This window comes from Pseudarthrobacter defluvii (assembly GCF_030323865.1).
GTDB lineage: Bacteria > Actinomycetota > Actinomycetes > Actinomycetales > Micrococcaceae > Arthrobacter > Arthrobacter sedimenti.
On record NZ_CP066362.1, the window covers coordinates 3,593,435 to 3,614,153 of the forward strand.

At 64.3% G+C, this 20,719-nt stretch carries 21 protein-coding genes; 9 read left to right on the top strand and 12 right to left on the bottom strand.

Features of this window, described 5'->3' with window-relative positions; translation table 11 throughout:
- Positions 1-73 precede the first annotated feature (73 nt).
- Both JCQ34_RS16760 and JCQ34_RS16765 read right to left on the bottom strand, forming a co-directional pair.
- On the bottom strand, positions 74-481 hold the full coding sequence (locus JCQ34_RS16760) for an SRPBCC family protein (protein WP_286399426.1): 408 nt from the start codon (positions 479-481) through the stop codon (positions 74-76).
- Positions 478-792, bottom strand: a complete 315-nt coding sequence (locus JCQ34_RS16765) for an ArsR/SmtB family transcription factor (protein ID WP_286399428.1) — start codon at positions 790-792, stop codon at positions 478-480. The genes JCQ34_RS16760 and JCQ34_RS16765 overlap by 4 nt, the downstream gene beginning before the upstream one ends.
- A gap of 155 nt (positions 793-947) precedes the next feature.
- On the opposite strand from JCQ34_RS16765, the gene JCQ34_RS16770 reads away from it, so the two are divergent.
- The 3 genes from JCQ34_RS16770 (at position 948) to JCQ34_RS16780 (ending at position 3,955) form a co-directional block, all read left to right on the top strand.
- Entirely contained in the window at positions 948-1,904 is a 957-nt protein-coding gene (locus JCQ34_RS16770) for a zinc-binding dehydrogenase (RefSeq protein WP_286399430.1), read from the top strand.
- 199 nt (positions 1,905-2,103) lie between these two features.
- On the top strand, positions 2,104-3,120 hold the full coding sequence (locus JCQ34_RS16775) for a LysM peptidoglycan-binding domain-containing protein (protein ID WP_286399433.1): 1,017 nt from the start codon (positions 2,104-2,106) through the stop codon (positions 3,118-3,120).
- A gap of 133 nt (positions 3,121-3,253) precedes the next feature.
- Positions 3,254-3,955, top strand: coding sequence for an EAL domain-containing protein (locus tag JCQ34_RS16780; protein WP_286399436.1), 702 nt, complete (start codon positions 3,254-3,256; stop codon positions 3,953-3,955).
- On the opposite strand, the gene JCQ34_RS16785 is transcribed toward JCQ34_RS16780, so the two are convergent.
- Entirely contained in the window at positions 3,942-4,244 is a 303-nt protein-coding gene (locus tag JCQ34_RS16785) for a hypothetical protein (RefSeq protein ID WP_286399438.1), read from the bottom strand. The genes JCQ34_RS16780 and JCQ34_RS16785 overlap by 14 nt on opposite strands.
- Positions 4,245-4,481: 237 nt before the next feature.
- On the opposite strand from JCQ34_RS16785, the gene JCQ34_RS16790 reads away from it, so the two are divergent.
- The 4 genes from JCQ34_RS16790 (at position 4,482) to JCQ34_RS16805 (ending at position 8,523) form a co-directional block, all read left to right on the top strand.
- The gene (locus JCQ34_RS16790; protein ID WP_286399440.1) at positions 4,482-5,813 is read left to right on the top strand and encodes a pectate lyase family protein; all 1,332 of its coding nucleotides are present in this window, start codon (positions 4,482-4,484) and stop codon (positions 5,811-5,813) included.
- The gene (locus JCQ34_RS16795) at positions 5,813-7,693 is read left to right on the top strand and encodes a pectinesterase family protein (protein ID WP_286399443.1); all 1,881 of its coding nucleotides are present in this window, start codon (positions 5,813-5,815) and stop codon (positions 7,691-7,693) included. Before JCQ34_RS16790 ends, JCQ34_RS16795 begins: the two co-directional genes overlap by 1 nt.
- Before the next feature lie 98 nt (positions 7,694-7,791).
- On the top strand, positions 7,792-8,151 hold the full coding sequence (locus JCQ34_RS16800) for a VOC family protein (RefSeq protein WP_286399446.1): 360 nt from the start codon (positions 7,792-7,794) through the stop codon (positions 8,149-8,151).
- An 87-nt stretch (positions 8,152-8,238) separates the two neighbouring features.
- Positions 8,239-8,523, top strand: a complete 285-nt coding sequence (locus JCQ34_RS16805) for a DUF427 domain-containing protein (protein WP_286399447.1) — start codon at positions 8,239-8,241, stop codon at positions 8,521-8,523.
- Between the two features lie 94 nt (positions 8,524-8,617).
- Here JCQ34_RS16805 and JCQ34_RS16810 read toward each other — a convergent pair whose 3' ends face one another.
- The 3 genes from JCQ34_RS16810 to JCQ34_RS16820 form a co-directional block, all read right to left on the bottom strand.
- Complete coding sequence (locus JCQ34_RS16810; RefSeq protein ID WP_286399448.1) at positions 8,618-8,962, bottom strand: hypothetical protein; 345 nt, start codon at positions 8,960-8,962, stop codon at positions 8,618-8,620.
- A gap of 105 nt (positions 8,963-9,067) precedes the next feature.
- The gene (locus JCQ34_RS16815; RefSeq protein WP_286399450.1) at positions 9,068-9,202 is read right to left on the bottom strand and encodes a hypothetical protein; all 135 of its coding nucleotides are present in this window, start codon (positions 9,200-9,202) and stop codon (positions 9,068-9,070) included.
- A 256-nt stretch (positions 9,203-9,458) separates the two neighbouring features.
- Entirely contained in the window at positions 9,459-10,370 is a 912-nt protein-coding gene (locus JCQ34_RS16820) for a patatin-like phospholipase family protein (RefSeq protein ID WP_286399452.1), read from the bottom strand.
- 189 nt (positions 10,371-10,559) lie between these two features.
- Between JCQ34_RS16820 and JCQ34_RS16825 the strand changes: the two genes are divergently transcribed.
- Positions 10,560-11,063, top strand: coding sequence for a GNAT family N-acetyltransferase (locus tag JCQ34_RS16825; protein ID WP_286399455.1), 504 nt, complete (start codon positions 10,560-10,562; stop codon positions 11,061-11,063).
- A gap of 51 nt (positions 11,064-11,114) precedes the next feature.
- On the opposite strand, the gene JCQ34_RS16830 is transcribed toward JCQ34_RS16825, so the two are convergent.
- The 4 genes from JCQ34_RS16830 to JCQ34_RS16845 form a co-directional block, all read right to left on the bottom strand.
- The gene (locus JCQ34_RS16830; protein WP_286399458.1) at positions 11,115-11,597 is read right to left on the bottom strand and encodes an SRPBCC family protein; all 483 of its coding nucleotides are present in this window, start codon (positions 11,595-11,597) and stop codon (positions 11,115-11,117) included.
- A gap of 177 nt (positions 11,598-11,774) precedes the next feature.
- Entirely contained in the window at positions 11,775-12,830 is a 1,056-nt protein-coding gene (locus JCQ34_RS16835) for a metallophosphoesterase (protein ID WP_286399461.1), read from the bottom strand.
- Between the two features lie 39 nt (positions 12,831-12,869).
- Positions 12,870-13,736: a phosphatidylinositol-specific phospholipase C/glycerophosphodiester phosphodiesterase family protein gene (locus tag JCQ34_RS16840; RefSeq protein ID WP_286399464.1), complete on the bottom strand. Its 867-nt coding sequence runs from the start codon at positions 13,734-13,736 to the stop codon at positions 12,870-12,872.
- A 240-nt stretch (positions 13,737-13,976) separates the two neighbouring features.
- A complete protein-coding gene (locus tag JCQ34_RS16845; protein ID WP_286399466.1) occupies positions 13,977-15,419 on the bottom strand; it encodes an HNH endonuclease signature motif containing protein in 1,443 nt (480 codons plus the stop codon).
- Between the two features lie 311 nt (positions 15,420-15,730).
- Here JCQ34_RS16845 and JCQ34_RS16850 point away from each other — a divergent pair, with 311 nt between their 5' ends.
- Positions 15,731-16,822: a type I restriction endonuclease gene (locus tag JCQ34_RS16850; RefSeq protein WP_286399470.1), complete on the top strand. Its 1,092-nt coding sequence runs from the start codon at positions 15,731-15,733 to the stop codon at positions 16,820-16,822.
- Positions 16,823-16,850: 28 nt separating this feature from the next.
- On the opposite strand, the gene JCQ34_RS16855 is transcribed toward JCQ34_RS16850, so the two are convergent.
- Both JCQ34_RS16855 and JCQ34_RS16860 read right to left on the bottom strand, forming a co-directional pair.
- Positions 16,851-18,878 (bottom strand): ABC transporter ATP-binding protein, encoded by a 2,028-nt coding sequence (locus tag JCQ34_RS16855; protein ID WP_286399472.1) that lies wholly within the window; start codon positions 18,876-18,878, stop codon positions 16,851-16,853.
- Positions 18,875-20,608: an ABC transporter ATP-binding protein gene (locus tag JCQ34_RS16860; RefSeq protein WP_286399474.1), complete on the bottom strand. Its 1,734-nt coding sequence runs from the start codon at positions 20,606-20,608 to the stop codon at positions 18,875-18,877. Before JCQ34_RS16860 ends, JCQ34_RS16855 begins: the two co-directional genes overlap by 4 nt.
- Positions 20,609-20,719: the final 111 nt, after the last annotated feature.

Consider the following 20,719-nt stretch of genomic DNA (forward strand, 5'->3'; position numbering starts at 1 on the left):
AACCGAAGCTGATGGTCAACCCAAAGGCGCAACGACGGGCCAACTACGTGGAGCGTAGCAGCAGGCAGAGAGGTCAGGACACCCCCGCAAGAACCCCGTCAATGCGGGCCAGGAGGCCGGGCCAGCCATGACCCATGCCCTCGATGGCGTGGCGGCCCATAGGGGTGTCCAACTGGAAGCCGGCGTGCTCGAAGTGGATTATGGTGCCGCCGTCCACGGGCTCAAGGCGCCAGGTGATGGTGGTGTCCAGCTGGCCTTCGGAGAAGTGGAAGCTGATGGACGTGCCGGGGTCAACAGCGAGCACTTCGCACTGCTGCTGGCCCCAGGCGTCCATGTCCATGCTGAAGCGGTGGCCCACCACGGGCGCGATGTTGCCCGGAGCCCACCAGCGGGCCAGGAGTTCCGGCGTCGTCAGCGCGGCCCAGACAGCGGCAACGGGGTGTGGGTAGCGGCGTTCCAGCCTGATGGCGTTCTCAGTCATTTAGGTTTCTCCTCGTCCAAAAGGTCCCCCAGGGCGTCCAGCCGCTGGTTCCAGTACTGCTCGAAGTGCTTTACCCAGCCGCCGATCTCGGCGAGCCGGGCAGGCTGGAGGTAGTACACCCTGTTCCTGCCCTGGCGTTCCTCCCGCACCAGGCCGGCTCCCCGGAGCACGGCAAGGTGCTCGGACGCGGCCGGACGGCTGAGGTGCAGCAGGCCGGTGAGTTCACCGGCGGTGCGTGACCCCTGCCGCAGTTCGTCCAGGATGACGCGCCGCGCCGGGTTGGACACGGCGGCGAAGACATCGGGAAGCACCAGCCCAGTATACGTCGGAAATATCCGACGCATTGATCACGACCAGCAGCCATGTTCCCTCCGTCACGGCCGGACTACGCTGGGCCGGAACAGGCGTAGTGTGGAATTGCATGCAAATGCATGAACTTATCCAACGGATCCGAAGGAGATGCCCCATGAAGGCATGGCAGTTCACCGGTACCAATAACCCCCTGACGCTGAACGAAGTGGCTGACCCCAGTGCAGGTCCTGGCCAGGTGGTGGTCAGCGTCAAGGCCGCCGGGGTGTGCCACTCCGACGTCACCGCCATCGACGACGCCGGCTGGATGCCGCTGTTCCCTGAGCTCCCGCGCACCATGGGCCACGAGAATGCGGGCGTCATCACGGAAGTGGGTCCCGGAATGGAGCACTGGAAGGTTGGCGACCGGGTTGGCCTCTCCCCCGTCATGAAGGACGGCGACGCATTGGGTTACGGCAAATGGGACGGCGGCTTCGGACCCAAACTCCTCGCCACCGATGACAACCTGGTGAAGCTGCCGGACGAGGTCTCCTTCGAGCTGGGTGCCATGGCCACCGACGCCGGCCTCACCGCCTACCACGCGATCATGGCTGTGGGCGGGGCCAAGGCGGGCATGAAGGTCGGCGTGATCGGCCTCGGTGGACTGGGCTACATCGGTGCCCGCGTCGCAGCACTGTCAGGCGCAGAGGTCTATGGCGCCGAGGTGAACCCCGAGACGCAAAAGCTCGCCGGCGAGATCGGCCTCGCCGGAGTGGCCGAATCCATTACCGCCTTCAAGGACAAGAACCTGGACCTTATCGTGGACTACGCCGGCTTCGGCACCACCACGTCCGCGGCGCTTGAAACCCTCGCCGAGTTCGGCACGCTGGTCCAGGTAGGCATGGGACGCCTCGAAGCGACCATCAACACCTACCCGCTGATCATCAACCAGCTGTCCATCAAGGGCTCCAAGTCCGGCACCAAGGAGGACCTCGAGAACCTCTACGCCCTCATGAAGTCCGGCGAGCTGAACCCCCCGATGAACCTCATCAAGCAGTCGGATATCCCCGGCGCCATCGACAAGCTGCGCAGGGGCGGCGTGGTGGGCCGCTTCATCGCGGTCTACGAGGACTAAGCCGCTTCGCAGCTTCCCCGGCGGACGACGGCGGGCGCGTCCCGCCGTCGTCCGCTTGCTTTTTTGACGGCTCCTGCAGCGCGCCCACGGTTCATCCGCTAGGCTCGCTTTGGTCCGTTGTGGGCCTTGGCCGGGCGCAGCTGGACTTATTGGGGGCATATTCATGGCGGGAAGCAGTACTTCAAAGACGACGACGGGCGTGCCCCTGACTCGGCCGGCGGCGCTCCTCGTTGCTCTGTCGCTCGGGCTGGCCGGATGCACCTACTCCGATCACCCGGCAGAGCCTGCGGCAGCCGTCCAGTCCACCCCGGCCCCCACCGCCCCCACTGCGTCTTCGGCCGCGAAGCCCTCGCTGAGTGGGGAAACTGTTCGGGACTCGTTTGGCAACGTGGACTTCTACACCACCGTTTCCGGCGACACGCTCGCGGCAGTGGCCAGGGCCTACAAGCTTTCGGAGGCGAAGGTGGCCGGGTTCAACGGGCTCCAGCCCGGAGCCGTCATCCCTGCGGGCACGAAGCTCCGGCTGATGCCGGCCGGTCCAACGCGGGGCGCAATGGGCGCTGCCACGGGCGAAGTAAACGGCATTCCAATGGATTACACAGTGGAACCCGACGACAGCCTGGCCGGCATCACCTACCGGTTCAACCTGACCGAGGAGCAGTTGGCGGAAGCCAATAAGGTTCCGTTCGCCTACGAAAAGGGGAACGTCTTCTTCATCCAGGCCGGAAGGGCCATCCGCCTGCAAAAAAACCCGGTGGACAGCCGCTCGGGGGCCGGAGCCGAGATCAAGAACTCGTTCGGCCAAACCGTCTACTACACCACGGTGGAAGGCGATTCGTTCGACAGCCTTGGCTACAAATACCGGTCCACCACTGCACAGATCCTGCTGTACAACCCATCCTTGGCGGGGGACCAGCCCATTCCTGCCGGTACGAAGGTTCGCCTGATTCCGGGCGAGTTGAAGATCAAGGGTGCCCAGGGAACCTTCACCACCGACGCCAACGGCATCCCGTTGACCTATACCACCGCGCCGGGCGACATCGAGCGGCAAGTTGCCTTCCGCTTCGGTGTTGACCAGCTGCGCTCAGCCAACCGTCCGAGCTCGGGCACCGCCGGGGCTTGGTATGACTTCACCGACCTGCCCAGCGGCGAATTGGTGCCGGGCCAGACCATCAGCCTGGCGTTGGACAAGCCCATCAACAAACCCAGTCCCTGACCTCTGCTCCTTCCTGTCCGGGACCTCTCCCAGCAGGTGGTGTGGTGTCCTACTCTTGAGTAACCCTAGAGAGGACCCCACTTTGGCTTGTGACGGCTGCACCGCATCTTCCCGGCTGGACTTCGCTTTCAGCATGGCCTTCCAGCCGATTTACGACGCCGAGGCGGGCCGCGTCTGGGGCTATGAGGCCCTGGTCAGGGGCTTGTCCGGCGAGGGTGCGTACGAGGTCTTGGGAAGAGTGCTGCCGGAACAACGGTACCGTTTTGACCAGGACTGCCGGGTGAAGGCCATCGAACTGGCATCCCGGTTGTTCCCGGCGGATGAAGAGCTGATGCTGTCCATCAACTTCATGCCCAACGCAGTCTATGAGCCGGCAGCCTGCCTCCGCGCCACGCTCCTGGCTGCGACACGCTGCGGCTTCCCGACGTCGTCCATCATGTTCGAGTTCACAGAGAACGAGGAAGTCACCGACACCGGCCATCTGACCAACATCATTACCGAGTACCGCAAGCACGGCTTCACCACGGCCATCGACGACTTCGGCGCCGGGCATGCGGGACTGGGGCTGCTGGTGGACTTCCAGCCGGACCTGATGAAAATCGATATGAAGCTGATCAGGGGCATCGACACCAGCCCGGCCCGGCAGGCAGTGGTGGCCGGCATTGGGGGTATCGCCAGGGAACTCGGCATCAAGGTCCTCGCGGAGGGCATCGAGACAGAGGAAGAGTTCCGGGTGCTCAAGGCAGCCGGGATCCGCCTGTTCCAGGGCTACTGGTTCGCCAAACCGGAGTTCGAGACCCTGCCGGAGATTCGACCCTTCGCTACGGCCGCGTAGATCCCCTCCGGCCCAGCCTGTATCCCGCCCAGAACGCGAGAATCAGCAGCCCCGCCACTGCCAGGGTCAGGCCGAACTGGGTGCCCCGCGTGATAAAGGCGGCACCGGGCACGCTGAACGGCTGATTGCTCAGCGGTGCGTACGCGAACCAGCCCACAAAGTCACGGTTCAGGTAAGCGATCAGGCCCCCGGCAAGCACCGCCACCAGTCCGCATAAGGGCACGACGGCGGCAGCAACTTTGCCCCGATGCGACGGTTGGCGTTCATGATTTACGGTGTTTTCCCCCATGCCCGCGAGTCTAGCTGGGAGCACAGCCCGCCCACCAAGGAGGAGGGCCGCCCCTTTCGCCTCTCCAAAAACATCAGCCACTTCTATTGCCGAGAAACCGCTTTCTCGGTAGGGTCCTTGTCAGCGCCCTCCAGTGATCGGCGTCATAGTGGACCGCGGACCGGGGGCGCAGTTCATTCCAATGACGGAAGAGAGAACATGCGAAAACGCCATGCCCACCTGTCTTTAGCCGCAGCAATGGCAGTAGCCGGCGCCCTCATCATTCCAACCCAGGCATGGGCGGCTCCAAACCCTGCTGCCGACCCCGCAGCCCAGACGGCGCAGACACCACTGGAACGCCAGATCCTCGCTCCGCGCGATGGCTGGGCGGCCGAGGGACCAGGAACCACCGGCGGTTCAACAGCATCAGCTGCCCATGTATACGACGTGCACAACAAGGCCGAAATGCTGGCGGCCTTCGCGGAAGCCGGTACCCAGCCGAAGATCGTCCGTGTCCACGGAACCATCAACGCGAACACGGCAGCGGATGGTTCACCCCTGACCTGCCAGGACTACGCACAGGGCACCGGGTACAGCCTGGAGCAGTACCTGACCGACTTCGACCCCGCGACCTACGGCCGCGACCAGGAGCCCGCGGGCCCGCAAGAGGCCGCCCGCCGACTGGCCGCCGCCAAGCAGGCGAAAACCATCCGCTGGGACATCCCCAGCAACACCACCATCGTAGGAGCCACTCCGGACAGCAGCATCACGGGCGCGGCGATGCGCATCAACGGTGCCACCAACGTGATCGTCCGCAACCTCACACTGCGGGACTCCGCCGACTGCTTCCCCGCTTGGGACCCCACAGACGGGGCCGAAGGCAACTGGAACAGCGAATACGACCTGCTGCAGGTCATCAACAAAGCCACGCATGTCTGGATCGACCACTCCTCGTTCACGGACGCCCCGAACCTGGACAGCTCGCAGCCACTCTACTTCGGCCGCCCCTACCAGGTGCACGACGGGGCAGTGGATGTCACCAACGGTTCGGACCTGGTGACCATGTCCTACAACCGCTTCTCCGACCACGACAAGCTGCTCCTGATCGGCTCCACCGACTCAGCCACGCGGGGCGACCCGGGCAAGCTCCGGGTGACCATCCACCACAACGTCTTCGAGAACGTGGGCCAGCGCGCTCCTCGGGTCCGCTTTGGCCAGGTGGACGTCTACAACAACCACTACAAGGTAGCGGCGGACAGCCCCATCCCCTACGAGTACAGCCTCGGCGCCGGCTTCAGCTCCCATCTGTATGCGGAAGCCAACGCCTTCACCCTGCCGCACGGGATCACCGCCGCGGACATTATCGGCCGCTATAAGGGAACCGAGATCACCACCATCGGCAATGCTGTGAACGGCAAGATCACTGACATTCGTGCTGAGTACAACGCCGCTGCCGCGCCCGCAGACCAGCTGGCAGCAGACACCTCCTGGGCACCCGCCTTCCGCACCCAAGTCCACCCGGCCCAGGCTGTGCCGGCCCTGCTGCAGAACTCCACCGGCCCCATCTTTACCTCGGGGGCCGACTCCTGATGGCTGCCATGCAACCCAGCCGGCGCAGCGTCCTGGCAACGCTGGCCCTTACCGCGGGGTCCGTGGCCTTGTCGGGAACAAGTATGGCGAGCGCGCTTGCCCAAACCAGCCCCGACCCCACCAAACCCCGCACCAAACCGGTCATCTTCGTGGTGGGGGACTCGACGTCGTCGGCGTACCAGCAGTCGGAGCGGCCCCGCGCGGGGTGGGGCCAGGCACTCCCCCTCCTCCTGGGGCCTCAGGCCACGGTGTTCGATTACGCGTGGTCCGGAGCCTCCTCGAAAAGCTTCGCCGACGCAGGGCTGCTGGACAGGGTGCTCGCCCTGATGCAGCCGGGCGACTACCTCCTGATCTCCTTTGGCCACAACGATGAAAAAGTTTCAGACCCCAGCCGCGGAACGCTTCCGGACTCCACTTACAAGGAGTACCTGGGCCGGTACATTGACGGTGCCAGGGCACGCGGCGGCAAGCCGGTCCTGGTGACGTCCGTGGAACGGCGGCGCTTCGATTCCTTCGGTACTGCCCAGGATTCGCACGGCGCGTACCCACAGGCAGTGCGGGACCTCGCCGCAGCGACGGGGACGCCGCTGGTGGACCTGACGGTCTCTTCCAAGGAGCTGTGGCAGAAGATGGGTCCGGAGGGGACCAAGAGGCAGTTCCTGTTCCTGGCTCCCGGCGAACACCCGCAGTATCCGCAGGGTTCGGAGGACAATACCCATTTCCAGGCGGCAGGGGCACTCTCCGTTGCACGCCTTGTGGCACGCGAATTGCAGCAGAAAGAGATTGTGCCGCCGGGCTACTTCCTGAACATTGACGCCGGCACAGACCCCCTGATGGCAATGTTCTGGCCCAGCGAGCGCCCGGTGGATGTGCCGGGAACCCTGGACGTGGGGCCTGGCAAAGCGTTCGCTACGGTCCAGGCGGCCGTCGACTCCATTCCATCCGGCAGTACGCAGCGGACAGTCATCCGGATCCAGCCCGGAACCTACCGCGAAGCACTCCGGGTGCCGGCGAACAAGCCCCGGGTCTCGTTGGTGGGGCAGGGCAGCAGGCCGGAGGACGTTCTGCTCGTGTTCAACAACGCGTCGGGCACGCCCAAGCCGGACGGCAGCGGGAATTACGGGACGTCCGGCAGCGCGTCGGTCCGGATCGACGGGCCGGACTTTGTGGCCCGGAACCTGACCATCAGCAATGATTTCGATGAAGCCGCGAATATGGGCATGAAGGACCGCCAGGCCGTGGCACTGCACATCACTGCCGACCGGTCCGTGCTTTCGCAGGTGAGGCTGCTGGGCAACCAGGACACCCTGTTGGTCAACTCGCCCGGCGCCGGCGTCCCGGCCCGCTTCTATTTCGACCGTTGCTATGTGGAAGGGGACGTCGACTTCATCTTCGGCCGCGGCACCGCCGTGTTCAGCGCCTGCGAGATCAAGTCACTGGACCGGGGTTCCACCACGAACAACGGGTATGTCACCGCCGGAAGCCAGGATCTGTCCATCAAGTACGGCTACCTTTTCGACCAGTGCCGGTTGGTGTCCGACGCCGCCAGGGACAGCGTCCACCTCGGCAGGCCGTGGCATCCAAGTGGCGACCCGAAGGCAGTGGCCCAGGTCCTGGTACGGGATTCGTGGCTCGGGGCGCATATTTCCGGCAGCCCGTGGACGGACATGAGCGGCTTCTCCTGGCGGGAGGCTCGGTTCCACGAGTACAACAACCGCGGACCGGGAGCCCAGGTGACCCCTGACCGCCCGCAGTTGCCCGGGCCGGAGGCGGGCAACTACACGGTCCGGAACTACCTGCAGGGTACGGACGGCTGGGCACCCCAGCTGGAAGGAACGACGGCGGACTGCAGCGTAGTGCCGTCGGCACCGGCAGCGTAACGACAGGCAGGGGCAGGCCCGGTTCCACCGCGGAACCGGGCCTTTCCCCTGCCGGCCATCCCTAGCCGGGCCGCACCGGCCGGGTCTAGGCTGGGCGGATGCTGACCATCGGAACCATTGTCCTCGGCGTCAACGACGTCGCCGCTGCCACCAAGTTCTGGCATGACGCCCTTGGCTATGTCCCCCGGGAAGAAGGCGACGAAACCTGGGTGACCCTTGTGCCGTCGTCGGGCCCCGGTGCGGAGCTGTCCCTGATGCTCAGTGAAACTCCTGTCCAGCACCATCCAAGGATCCACCTGGACCTTTATGCGGACGACCAGTCCGCGGAGGTGGAGCGGCTGGTATCGATCGGTGCGCAGCGGGTTGATTGGGATTCGTACCCGGACGACCCCGACTTCGTGGTCCTGGAAGATCCGGACGGCAACCGGTTCTGCGTGATCGACAAAAGCCCGCGCTAGCGCCGCCCGGGAACAATGCCTCCGACCAACCCGTTGGCATCCGTACAACCGCATCCTTCACGGGGCGGCAGCGACGGAAGGGAACTCATGGTCAGGGCTGTCTGGAACGGAAAAGTCATCGCCGAATCGTCGGACACCGTGGTGGTGGAGGGCAACCACTACTTCCCGCGCGAGGCCGTCAATCCCGCCTATTTGCGGGACAGCGACAAGAACACGTTTTGCCCGTGGAAGGGCACGGCCAGCTACCACACTCTGGACGTGGACGGTGAGCTGAACGAGGCCGCGGCCTGGTACTACCCCGAGGCGAAGCCGCGCGCCAAGCACATTGAGGACCGGATCGCTTTCTGGCGCGGCGTTACCATCGAGGACTAACGGCCATAGGGCGCGGACGACGGCGGGTGGGAACCCGCCGTCGTCCGCTCTCCCGGCAGTGTGGCCCAGCACGCGCCGTTGAGCGCTGGGCCGGCTAGGCGGCGAGCGGCAGGTCGAACAGCTGCTCGGCAAGCCTGATGAGGTGGCGGGGAGCGTCGCATTCTTTATCCCGCCTGTCCAGGCCCAAGAAAAGGGCCGTCCCCTGGATCGTTCCGTCGAGGTCGGTTCCAGCCTCCCGAATGAGCACCTCAGCGCGGGGATTCATGAACGTCCTGTCAGTGTGGCTGTCCAGGTAGACGTGCCAATCGGTGCCCGCGAGGAGGCCGATGCCGCCTGATGCGATCTTCTGGAAGGCCGTCTCGTCGAGGTGGATCGGCTTGATGTGGACCGGTTGGGTGAGGCGCGTGGGGACGACGAGCGCGTTGAATGGGGTCAGCATGGTGTTGTCCTTGGGGGTCACGCCATTGATGGCTGCCCTTCGTTTCTGCCGTGTTGGCGCGGGCGGCCCCAGGCTAGGTGTCCCGGCGGCCGCCCGCTGGCATGGTCAGCGCTGATTCTTGCGCGGTTTGGTGAAATTCAGCTCACTGTTTTCAGTTTTGGCTCTTTTTTCGGCACGTTTTTCGAGAATTGACTTGCCGACCTTTTTAGCGGCGCCGCTTTTGGGGGATTTTCCGGACATCGGAATCACGCCTTTCTTTGCTTGCGTTACCCAATACCATACCCACTTTTATTTCTTTATCCAGTCCTGCAAGCGCCCCCGCAAATCCGGCACTTCAGGCACCCAACGTCTTGTCACGAAGTACAACCCGGCAGAGAACATCGCCTTGCCGTTTATTTCCGGCGACCAGCCCAGCACCTTATTCTTCCCTTTTGCGGAAATGCAGATGACTATTCAGGGAACGCACGAAAAGAGGCTCTTTCTTTCCCCCTTCCCCTCACTGCCAAAATTCCGTAAGCCTCCCGGCGAGGGCTTTGCCTTGGTTATGTCCAGCTTGGGCCGCGGCCGGCCGCAGGGACAGGTCCATGGCGTTGGGTCCGAACATGTGCTCAGCATCTTTGTCCGGACCGATCACCTCGGCTCTGCTGCCGCCGGCACGCAGTTCCTCAACCTGCGCTGCCAACTGCATTCCCCACTCAAGTGGCATGCGGGTCCTGCCGCCGAAGGGTGACAGCACCAGGACCAGACCGTACCCGGCGGCCAAATCGGCGTTCTCGTTGCGCCGGTAGCCGCCGTCGATATAGCTGTTGTCCCCGATCCGGTACGCGGAGGCGCTGGAGCAGCTGGCCGCCACAGCGTCCACCAGATCGGTGCCGCTGTTGCGGTGGAACACCGCCGGTTCCCCGGTACTGGCATCGACCGCAGTGATCAGCAGCTCGTGGTCTGGCCATTCCTGCCGGGGCAGGCGCGCGGCGACAGTTGCCCGCCACCGCTCGGAGCCGTCGTAGTCAGCCGCCAGGTCGAGTGCGGCCGCACCCATCCTGCGTCGCATGTCGGAGGCGTCCGTGGAGACGGCGATGATCCTGCCGGTCCGCTCTAGATGGTTCGGCACCGGGCCCCCGCGAGCCGGGGTTCCTGCGGGACGGGGCCGCTGCGGAAGGGGAGCATCGAGGACGGCGGCATAGAGTTCCGCGGGAGTTGAGCCGGCGATCTGGGCGGCAGCCGTGGATCCTGCAGATGTTCCGATGACCATGTGGGCATTGGTCACGTCCAGTCCGGCATCAGCCAGGCTGGCCAGGACGCCAATCAACCAGGCGTTGCCGGTGGAGCCGCCGCCGCCGAGGACCAGTGCGCGGCGGGAATTCCCCGCCGGCGTGGCGTGCGGGAGGTAAGAAGATGTTGTGTTCATGGGAGTCGCCTTTCGCGAATTGCCTGTTCGGCGCTCCCGGTAGCGGCTGGGTCAGCCGCGGATCGTAGGCTGCGAGGGAGCACCCATTACGGATACAGCTTTCATGGGTCCCACCTCCTCGGCTCGTGTCACGATCATGGGAATCTTGGCACACCGCCCGCACGGTCCGCAACGGGTAAATTTGGAGCGGTGATTTCCATTGACCGCGACGACCCCGCACGTGACGATGTCCAACTGCTCCTGAGTGAACACCTGGCCGACATGTACGCCACCTCGCCGGCCGAAAGCGTGCACGCCCTGGACCATTCCGCGTTGTCCGTACCGTCAATCTCGTTCTGGACGGCCCGCGAGGACGGCAACCTGCTGGGGTGCGGCGCCCTCAAGCTCTTGGCCTCCCCCGCCGGGACGGAAAGGCACGGCGAGATCAAGTCGATGCGCACCACCGCGACTGCACGGGGCCGCGGCGTGGCCACGCTCATGCTCGGACACATCCTCGAGGACGCCCGGAAGCGAAACCTTGAGCGCGTCTTTTTGGAAACCGGAACTGAGGACTACTTTGCTCCCGCCCGCCGCCTGTATGCGCGGCACGGCTTCACCGAGTGCATGCCCTTTGCGGACTACGTCTTGGACCCGAACAGCGTCTTTATGGAGCTTCGCCTCCAGCGACCCACCCCCGGCACCCAGGAAAGCTGACGACGGCTGGTGGGCACCCGCCGTCGTCCGCTTGCTGCAATTGCCTAATTTCTATAGCTGCCCGCCGGGCCCGCTGTCCTTGACGTCACCGCGCCAGCCGCCGGTTTCCGAGCCGCGCGATTCGATGAAGTCCTTGAACTTCCGCATGTCGGCTTTGACCTGCATCTCGTCGACCTTGAGTGCCGCCCCCGCCTTCTCGGTGACGGTCTCGGGCGCCCATTCAAGATGGACTTTGACCTTGGTGTGGCCCGCGTCCAGCGGCGTGAACCGGACGATGCCGGCGTGCGACCTGCCGTCGGTGCTGCGCCAGGCGATGCGGTCGTCGGGCTCCTGGTCAACGATCTCGGTGTCGAACTCCCGCTGGACGCCACCCACCTTGGTGACCCAGTGGTTGGTTCTGTCGGTCAGTTGGATCACCGATTCCACTCCGGACATGAAATGCGGAAAGAATTCGAACTGGGTCCACTGGTTGTACGCGGTCCGCACCGGAACTGCGACGTCAACGGTCTCTTCAACCTCTTGAAAGTGTTCCATCTGCTTCCTCCTCATCACGGACGGCCGCAACGGCGGACCGGCAGATCTGGCCTTCCTGCCAGCCAGGCAGCCGCCACCCCTGCACGATAGATCCGGGGGCCAGCTGTGTCCAGAGCCTTAAATACCAAAGCGGACGACGGCGGGTGGGCGCCGCCGTCGTCCGCTTTCCGGTGGCGCCTACTGGCTGAAGGGGACCTTTTCCCAGCTCAGGACGTCTGCGCCCTTGGCGCTGTTGCCCGCCACCGTGAAGCGGACGTAGTCCACAGCATTGTTGGCGCCGTCGACGGTGATGCGCTGCAGGTTGTCCGCGGCCGGTGAGCCGTAAATCTCCAGCCACGGGGAACTGGCGGCGAGAGGCTGGTTTTCAGCGAAGACGTGGCTGTCGCCGTTGACCAGGTACACCGGGGCGTCGAAGTTGTTGGTTTCCTGGACGATGGCCTGCACGATCCCGCGGAAGCCGGAGACGGTGTCCGGGTTGGCGGTGGCGTCGGCCAGGAGCGACGGATCGAACATGTCGGCCTGCTGCATGAGCACCACGGCGCGGTCGTTGCTGCGCCTCGCGTCGGTGAAGGTCTGGTGGATCTGGGCGATCACGGCGTCCGTCCGGTGCTCCACTTCGGCCAGTTGCTCCGGCGTTGGTGCGGTCTTGCCCAGGCCGGTCCACGGCAGGAGGGAGTTGTTGCTGCCCTGGACGTTCAGGACGGAGAACGCCACCCGGTTCTTGTCGAAGCGGACGTCCTCGGGAAGGCCCAGGTTCTCCTGCGACTTCACCGGCATGGTGGTACCAAGCGTTTTGCCGGGCTGGTTGAAGAAGACCTCCCGGATCTTGTCCAGTCGCTCCAGCGGGTTGTAGGCGCCGTTGTTGGTGCGGTGGCAGTCGACCCACTCGTTGTCACCGGGGGTGTAGACCAGCGGATGGGTGAAGGTGTCGAACTGGGTGCGGATGTAGGAGAAGTACTCGTCCGAGCAGACGGAGGAACCGTTCTTTATATCGCCCACGTGTGCTACAAACTTCAGGTCCTTGTCCGCATTGAGATCCTGGATCCGGGAGGGGAATTTGGCGATCTCGCTGGCTCCGTAGGGGATATCGCCGATGGCGGCGAAGGTGAAGGCCTGGTTGCCGTCGCTGGTGCTGTCCGCCTGTGCTGTTTCGGCGAAGGCGGGCTGCGAGGCAAGGAGGCCGAACGCCAGGGTGAGCGCCGCCGTCGTGATGTTGACTGTCTTTGAAGGCAAGGTGGTGGTCCTGTTTCTCGTGAGGGTCTGGACGGGGGCTTATGCGCCGCGGGCGGTGAGGAACTGCTGCAGGCCGGCGAGGTCGTCGGTGTTGATGTGGTCCACGCCGGCATCGGCGAGTTCGGTCCAGACGGCGTCGCGTGCCGCGCCGGGCTGGTCGGGGGTGGCCCAGAAGCGGACGCGGTAGCCGTTGGCGTGCGCGGTGGCGACGAAGTTGCGGAGCTTGGTGCGCTCCGCCTCCGGCATGTGGCCGACGCCCTGCCAGGTGAAGAGCTTGGTCCAGTTGTCGCTGACCAGCGGCATCAGGGCCGCGGGCAGTCCGGACGTAAGGTCGGTGGCGCGGCCGTCGTAGAAGCTGAAGCGCTGGGTTTGCGCCTGCATCGTGGTCAGCGGGCGGTTGCCACTGATGACCGCGGTGACCGGGCCGGTCTTGACGTTGCCGTTGGTGTAGCGGCTCATGATGTCCCGGTGGTCGGTCAGCTCCTGCTCGATGGCGGCGTAGGTGGCCTCGCCTTCGCTCTTGATGTCGATCAGGAGCTGAAGGCTGCCGTCCCATTTGGGGTAGACGCTGTGGCCGGGCTGGCTGCGGACCAGGTCCTGGAGCGGACCGAGGTAGAGGCTTTCGAGTGTGACCCCCTGCTTGGCGTCGGCCAGGTCATGGGCCACGCGGAGTTCACCGTCTACGAGCCAGACGTCCGCTTCAACGCTGGTGAAGCCGTGTTCCAGTGCGTCGAACAGGGGGCGGTCATGCTCGTAGTCGTTGTGGGCGTGCGTCCCGGCAAGCGGTTGGCCGACGACGACGGGCGCGGGCTTGGGTGCCTCGGCCTGCACTTGGGCTGGAGCTGGTGCCGCCCCAGCCAGGGTGGCGAGCAGGGCGACGGCGGCGAGGGTGCTTTTCACGAACACGGGAGTACTCCTGGTACCTCGGGATTTGTTGCCCGGTTGACGCGACGGGCGGAAGGGTGCGTGAAAAGACTGCTTGACCTGCCGAAACGGCGTAAGGCCCCTTGGTTGCTGAGTGGTGAACGAGAGGGAACAACGGAACTGGGGCATGGCCGATACCGCTTGGACCGACCGCGCGCCAATCCGGGCAACGCAGCAGCACGGAGGCACCAGAACGCAGGGACCGGGCCGACGGGCGGCGTCCTATAAGGCGATAAGGAAGTCCACAATTGACTCCAGTGGGCTTGTTCCCTCCGGTAGGAAGCCTGGTGGCCAGAGTGGTGGCTCCCGGTCCGGTTGTTCGGCGTTGTAGCGGCGGCCGGTGGGCGAGATCCAACCGGGTGGCTCATTGCTTGTTGCCGGACCCGGGCTCCAGCCGGTTCGATGCTTGAGTCGATGATGTTTGGGGCACAACTGTCCCAAGTTACTGATTCCGGTGGATCCTCCATGTTCCCAGGCCTTGAGATGGTCCGCCTCATTGTCCGGGCTGGGGTTGCTGCAGCCGGGGAAGGTGCATTTTCCATCGCGCATCCGCAACCACCGTTTGAGCGGCTCCGTGAGCCGATAGTTTGTGCGGCCAAGTTCAAGCGGAGTTCCGTCGCTGGGGTCCACCAGGACCCGGTAAAACGAGCCGGCACCCTCAGCGACGAGCCTGCGGGCCATCGACGCCGGGATCGGCCCGTAGTTATCGAGTTCGGCTGGTTCGTCGGTGGCACCGAGGAGGGAGCAGGCCGGGACCGTAACCAGCACGTCCGCTTTGATAGACGGTCCGCCTCCGGCGAGCTGGCCGGTCTCGCCGAGCAGCAATCGGGCCGCCTCGTCGACCTTGAGTTGGGTAAGGGTCCTGGGTTCATCCGGCCCCTGCAGTCCGCGGGCCAAGGCAGACGACTTGTTCCAGATGGCACACGCCTTGTTCGCAGCCATGTAGAGGGAGACCCATGCCATGCCGTCGCGGTCCGGGCTGTACTCCATCCGCCGGTCTTCAACCGACTTCGCATGCCTGCTTTCGAGTGACTCGGGATGATGGCGCTCCCGCCAAGCACGCACCTTCCGCCGGAACCGGGCTGGTGCCAACTCCCCCGCCGCGGCGCCCCTGGCTGCGTTTGGGGCTTCCGGGTCCAGGAAGTGCGCAACAAGTGCAGCGGCAGCGGCGTTCTTGAGACCGCTGGTTTCATCAACGATGATCCGGGCATGCTGCCATGAGATTTCCCCGGCCTGCAAGGCATCGAGTGCGGCCGGTAAGGAAGTGGTCAAAGCGTGGGCGTCACCCAGCAAAGCCGCTGCAGCCCGTTCCCCAACAGTCAGCACGCAGGCGACTTCCGCTACCAGGCTCATCTCACGCGCTGATGACTCGTACGCACTCTCCGCCGGCGCCTCTAGCGCGTCTGCTGCGTCTGCATAGGTCGCCAGCAGGTGAACTTTTGTCGCTGCAGTGACGGCTTCAATCCGGGCCACAACGCCCAGACCGTCCAAGCACGAATCAGCAAGTTCGCGAAGCGGATCCGCTTCGACCCGACCAGCGTGATCCGGGGTGGCCGTGGAGCCAGCCAGGACGGCGGCAAGCTCACCAGCCAGCGAGGCGAGGGATGTGACAGCAGCGGCCAGATCGACCTTGCTTCCACTTTCCAGAACCGCCCTGGTTTCCATAACCAAAGCCTGCCACTAGGGTCCGACATTTTGATTCCGACGCCCACAGCCCTGCACGCGGGGCACGGCATGCCCCTCCCGGCGTGGGCCCAGAGGCCGACGAAGGTTCCTTGGGGCCGTCCGCCTCGCCCTGTTTGTGGACGGGTTCGAATTATCCGGCTGCCATCACTAGGGGCGGCTTGCAACATGATGACGGTCTTTCGCCAATGCATGGAAATTTCGCTGTACAGATGTAAGTTTTTGGTTCATCAGCTTGAACTTGATGGACACACAGTTGTGTCCATCACTAACGGCCTTACTGGGGGTAAGTCATGGAGTTTGCAGAGAAACTTTCAGCGCTGGCGGCAAAGGTGCGCCAGCAGCGAGGCGTTATTCAGACGGAGGAAGCAACGAAGAACGCCTTCGTAATGCCCTTCATTTCGACAATCCTCGGCTACGACGTCTTCAATCCCCTAGAAGTCGTCCCGGAGTTCATCGCAGACGTGGGCCTCAAAAAGGGCGAGAAGATCGACTACGCCATCGTCAAGGACGGCGAAGTCCAAATTCTGATCGAGTGCAAGAAGTCGACCGAACCCGTGAAGATCGAACATGCCTCACAGCTCTTCCGGTACTTCGCGGTTACCAACGCTCGTATAGCCATCTTGACCAACGGCGAGGTTTATCAGTTCTTCACTGACTTGGACGCACCAAACCGCATGGATGCGAAGCCCTTCCTCGTGCTGGATTTGAACGACATCGACCAGTCCCTGATCCCCGAGCTCCAAAAACTCTCCAAAGACGTCTTCGACCTGGACTCGATCATCAGCGCCGCTGGCGAATTGAAATACATTGGTGAACTTAAACGGACTCTGGCCGCACAGTTCAAGGAGCCAGAGGATGAATGGGTCAAGTTCCTGACGGCGCGGGTCTACTCCGGACCGTATACACAAAAGGTTCGAGAGCAATTCACCACGCTGGTCGGAAAAGCCACCAAGCAATTCCTGAATGACCAGGTCAACGAGCGGCTGAAAAAGGCCCTTGGAAACCCCGGGTTCCCCCAGACCGATGAAGCCACGGTACCCGCTGCTGTCACCAGCACTCCAGTTGCAGAGGCTGACCTCGCTGAGGCTGATGGTTTGGAGACGACACTTGAGGAGATTGAGGGCTACCAGATCGTTCGCGCCATTGTTTGCAGCGAGGTGAAGCCAGTTCGCGTCGCTCAGCGCGACGCGAAGTCTTACTTCGCAGTTCTTCTGGACGATAACAACCGCAAGCCCATTGCCCGTCTTCACTTCAACCGGACGCAGAAGTATCTCGGTATCTTTAACGACAGCAAGGAAGAAACCCGGGTCCCCATTAATTCCCTCGAGGAAATATATGAGCACACTGAGGCACTTCGAGCCACCGTCAAGGGTTACTTGTAAGCATGCAACCGCGGCTTGAACCCTCTGCTTAGACCTCCGCCACCGGCGCCGCAAACTGGGCCTCGTACAAGCGTGAGTAGGCCCCGGATGCGGCCAGCAATGAAGCATGCGTCCCCTGCTCCACGATCTGGCCGGCCTCCATCACCAGGATGAGGTCGGCGTCGCGGATCGTGGACAGGCGGTGCGCGATCACAAAGGACGTCCGGTCGGACCGCAATGCGCTCATCGCCTTCTGCACCAGCACCTCGGTCCGGGTATCCACGGAAGACGTCGCCTCGTCAAGGATCAAGACAGAAGGCGAAGCCAGGAACGCCCGTGCAATGGTCAGCAGCTGCTTCTCCCCAGCGGACACGTTGGAACCCTCGTCGTCCAGCACGGTGTCGTACCCCTCGGGCAGGGACTTCACGAACCGGTCCACATACGTCGCCCGCGCCGCCTCCAACACCTCGGCAGAAGTAGCAGTAGGCCGCCCGTATGCAATGTTGTCCCGAATGGTGCCGCCGAACAGCCACGTATCCTGCAGCACCATCCCCATCCGCGAGCGCAGGTCGTGCCGGCTCATGGTGGTGATGTCCACCCCGTCCAGCGTGATCCGGCCGCCGTCGAGCTCGTAGAACCGCATCATCAGGTTCACCAGGGTGGTTTTGCCCGCCCCGGTCGGGCCAACAATGGCCACCGTCTGCCCGGGCTCCGCCACCAGGGAAAGCCCACTAATCAGCGGCTTGTCCGGCGAGTACGAGAAGGACACATCCTCAAACACCAGCCGCCCACGCGAAGCACCGTCCGGGCTCTGCAACGAAGCCCCAGTAGGATCCGAAGACTGCTCTTCAGTATCCAGCAGCTCGAACACGCGCTCGGCGGAGGCCACCCCGGACTGCAGCAGGTTGGCCATCGACCCCAGCTGCGCCAACGGCTGCGTGAACTGCCGCGAGTACTGGATGAACGCCTGCACGTCGCCCAGCTGCATTGCTCCGGACGCCACCTGCAGGCCGCCCACCACGGCGATTCCCACGTACACCAGGTTCCCGATGAAGGTCATGGCGGGCATGATCAGCCCGGAAATGAACTGCGCGCCGAAGCTCGCCTCATACAGCTCGGCGTTTTTCTGCCGGAACCGCTCCCCCACCTCACGCTGCCGGCCGAACACCTTCACCAGCGCGTGCCCGGTGTAGGTCTCCTCGATCTGCCCGTTCAGCTCGCCCGTGTTGGTCCACTGCTGCACGAACAGCTTCTGCGAGCGCTTGGCGATCAGCGTGGTGATCCCCAGCGTCAGCGGGATGGTCACCAGCGCGATCAGCGCCAGGGTGGGCGAGAGGATGAACATCATCACCAGCACGCCCACCACCGTCAGCACCGACGTCACCGCCTGACTGATGGACTGCTGCAGGCTCTGCGAAATGTTGTCCACGTCGTTGGTCACCCGGCTGAGCAGCTCGCCGCGCTGGATCGAGTCGAAATACCGCAGCGGCAGCCGGTTGATCTTCGCCTCAATCTGCTCGCGCAGCCCGAACACCGTTCGCTGCACCACGCCGTTCAGCACATACGCCGTGCCCCACATGAACGCCGACCCCAGCACATACAGCACCAGCGCCCACGTCAGCACGCCCGCCAGCGCCCCGAAGTCGATCCCCATGCCCGGCGTCAGCGTCATGGCGCTGAGCATGTCCGCCTTCTGGTTCTCCCCCGAGGCCCGCAGCATGGCAATCAGCTGCGCCTGCGTCATTCCCGGCGGCAGTTGCTTGGACACCACGCCGGCGAATATCAGGTTGGTGCCCTCGCCCAGCAGCCGCGGCCCGATCACCTGCAGCACCACGCCCGCCACGGCCATGAGCAACACCAGCATCAGCCAGAACCGTTCCGGCCGAAGCGTGCCCAACAGGCGCTTGGCAGAGGCGCCAAAGTTCATGGCCTTCTCCGCGGGCACGTTCATCCCGGCAAAAGGTCCACCGTGCCCGGGGCCGCCGCGCGGCCTTGGAATGCGTACGACGGCGGCCTGGCCGCTTCCGGAACCAGGCGCGGCTTTGGCGCCGGGCCCCGGAGTGGGTCGCTGGCTCATACCGTCTCCTCCGCTGCGAGCTGGGACGAAACAATCTCGCGGTACGTCTCCGACGTCTCCAGCAACTCATGGTGCGTCCCGTGCGCAACGATCCTGCCGTCGTCGAGCACCAGGATCTGGTCCGCATCGACGATGCTGGACACGCGCTGGGCGATGATCACCAGGGTGGCCCCCGCGATATTGCGCTTGAGTGCCTGCCGCAGCCGGGCGTCCGTCCCCGTGTCCAGGGAGGAAAACGAATCGTCAAAGATGTACAGCTCGGGCCGCTTCACCAGTGCCCGCGCGATGGCCAGCCGCTGCCGCTGGCCGCCGGAAACATTGGTGCCGCCCTGCGAGATGGGCGCGTCGAGCGCCTCTTCCATGCGCTCCACGAAATCGCGCGCCTGCGCAATCTCCAGCGCGGTCCACAGCTCCTCCTCGGTGGCGTCCGGGTTGCCGTACAACAGGTTGGTGCGGACGGTGCCGGAGAACAGGTAGGGCTTTTGCGGCACCAGGCCAATGTGCCCCCACAGCAGGTCCGGGTCCAGGTCGCGCACGTCCACGCCGTCCATCAGCACGGCTCCGGAAGTGACGTCGAAGAGCCTCGGCATCAGGTTCACCAGGGTGGTCTTGCCCGAACCGGTGCTGCCGATGATCGCCGTCGTCTCCCCCGCACGGGCAGTGAAATTGATGCCCGACAGCACCGGATGCTCGGCACCCGGGTAGGCGAATCCGACGTCGCGCATTTCCAACTCACCCCGCCGGACCGCGCTGGTGACCGGCCGTTCCGGCGGCAGGACGCTGGAACTGGTGCCCAGCACCTCGCCGATGCGGTCCGCGGACACCGAGGCGCGAGGGATCATCACGGCCATGAATGTGGCCATCATGACGGACATCAGGATCTGCATCAGGTAGCTCAGGAACGCGATCAGGGTGCCCACCTGCATGGACCCGTCCTCGATCCGGAACGAGCCGAACCAGATCACCGCCACGCTGGAGACGTTCAGGACCAGCATCACCGTGGGGAACATCAGGGCCATGAGCCGGCCGGCGCGGAGTGCCACGTCGGTGACGTCGGTATTTGCTCCGGCAAAGCGTTCCGTCTCCACGTCCTCGCGCACGAACGCCCGCACCACGCGGATGCCGGTGAGCTGCTCGCGCAGCACGCGGTTCACGGTGTCGATTCGGGCCTGCATCTTCCGGAACAGCGGCACCATCCGCGTCACGATAAGCCCGACGGCGATCAGCAGCACCGGGACGCACACAGCGATGAGCCACGAAAGTTGGGCGTCCTGCCGGATGGCCATGATCACCCCGCCGATGCTGAGCATGGGCGCCGCAACCATCAGCGTGGCGGACATCAGGACCAGCTGCTGCACCTGCTGCACGTCGTTGGTGGAGCGGGTGATAAGGCTGGGGGCACCGAATTTGGTGACTTCCTGCTCGGAGAACTGTCCCACCCGCTCGAAGATGGCGCCGCGCAAGTCCCGGCCCAGCCCCATTGCGGCCTTGGCACCGAAGTACACGGCAATGACGGTGCAGGCGATCTGCGCCAGCGTGACCAGCAGCATGACGCCGCCGGTGGACAGGATGTAGCCGGTATCGCCCCGGGCCACGCCCTGGTCGATGATGTCCGCGTTCAGCGTGGGCAGGTACAGCGACGCGATGGACTGCGCCAGCTGGAAAACCACGACGGCGGCCAGCAGCGGCCGGTGCGGCCGCAGGTATTCGACAAGCAACTTCCAGAGCATACGCAGAGCCCTCACCTGACGGAGTGTCCACAAAACCTCGTGCGAAGGTCAGTGTACGTCCGGAAAGGGCAGTTGATCCTGCCAGATGGCTGGGAAAAACGGCAGTTCTCC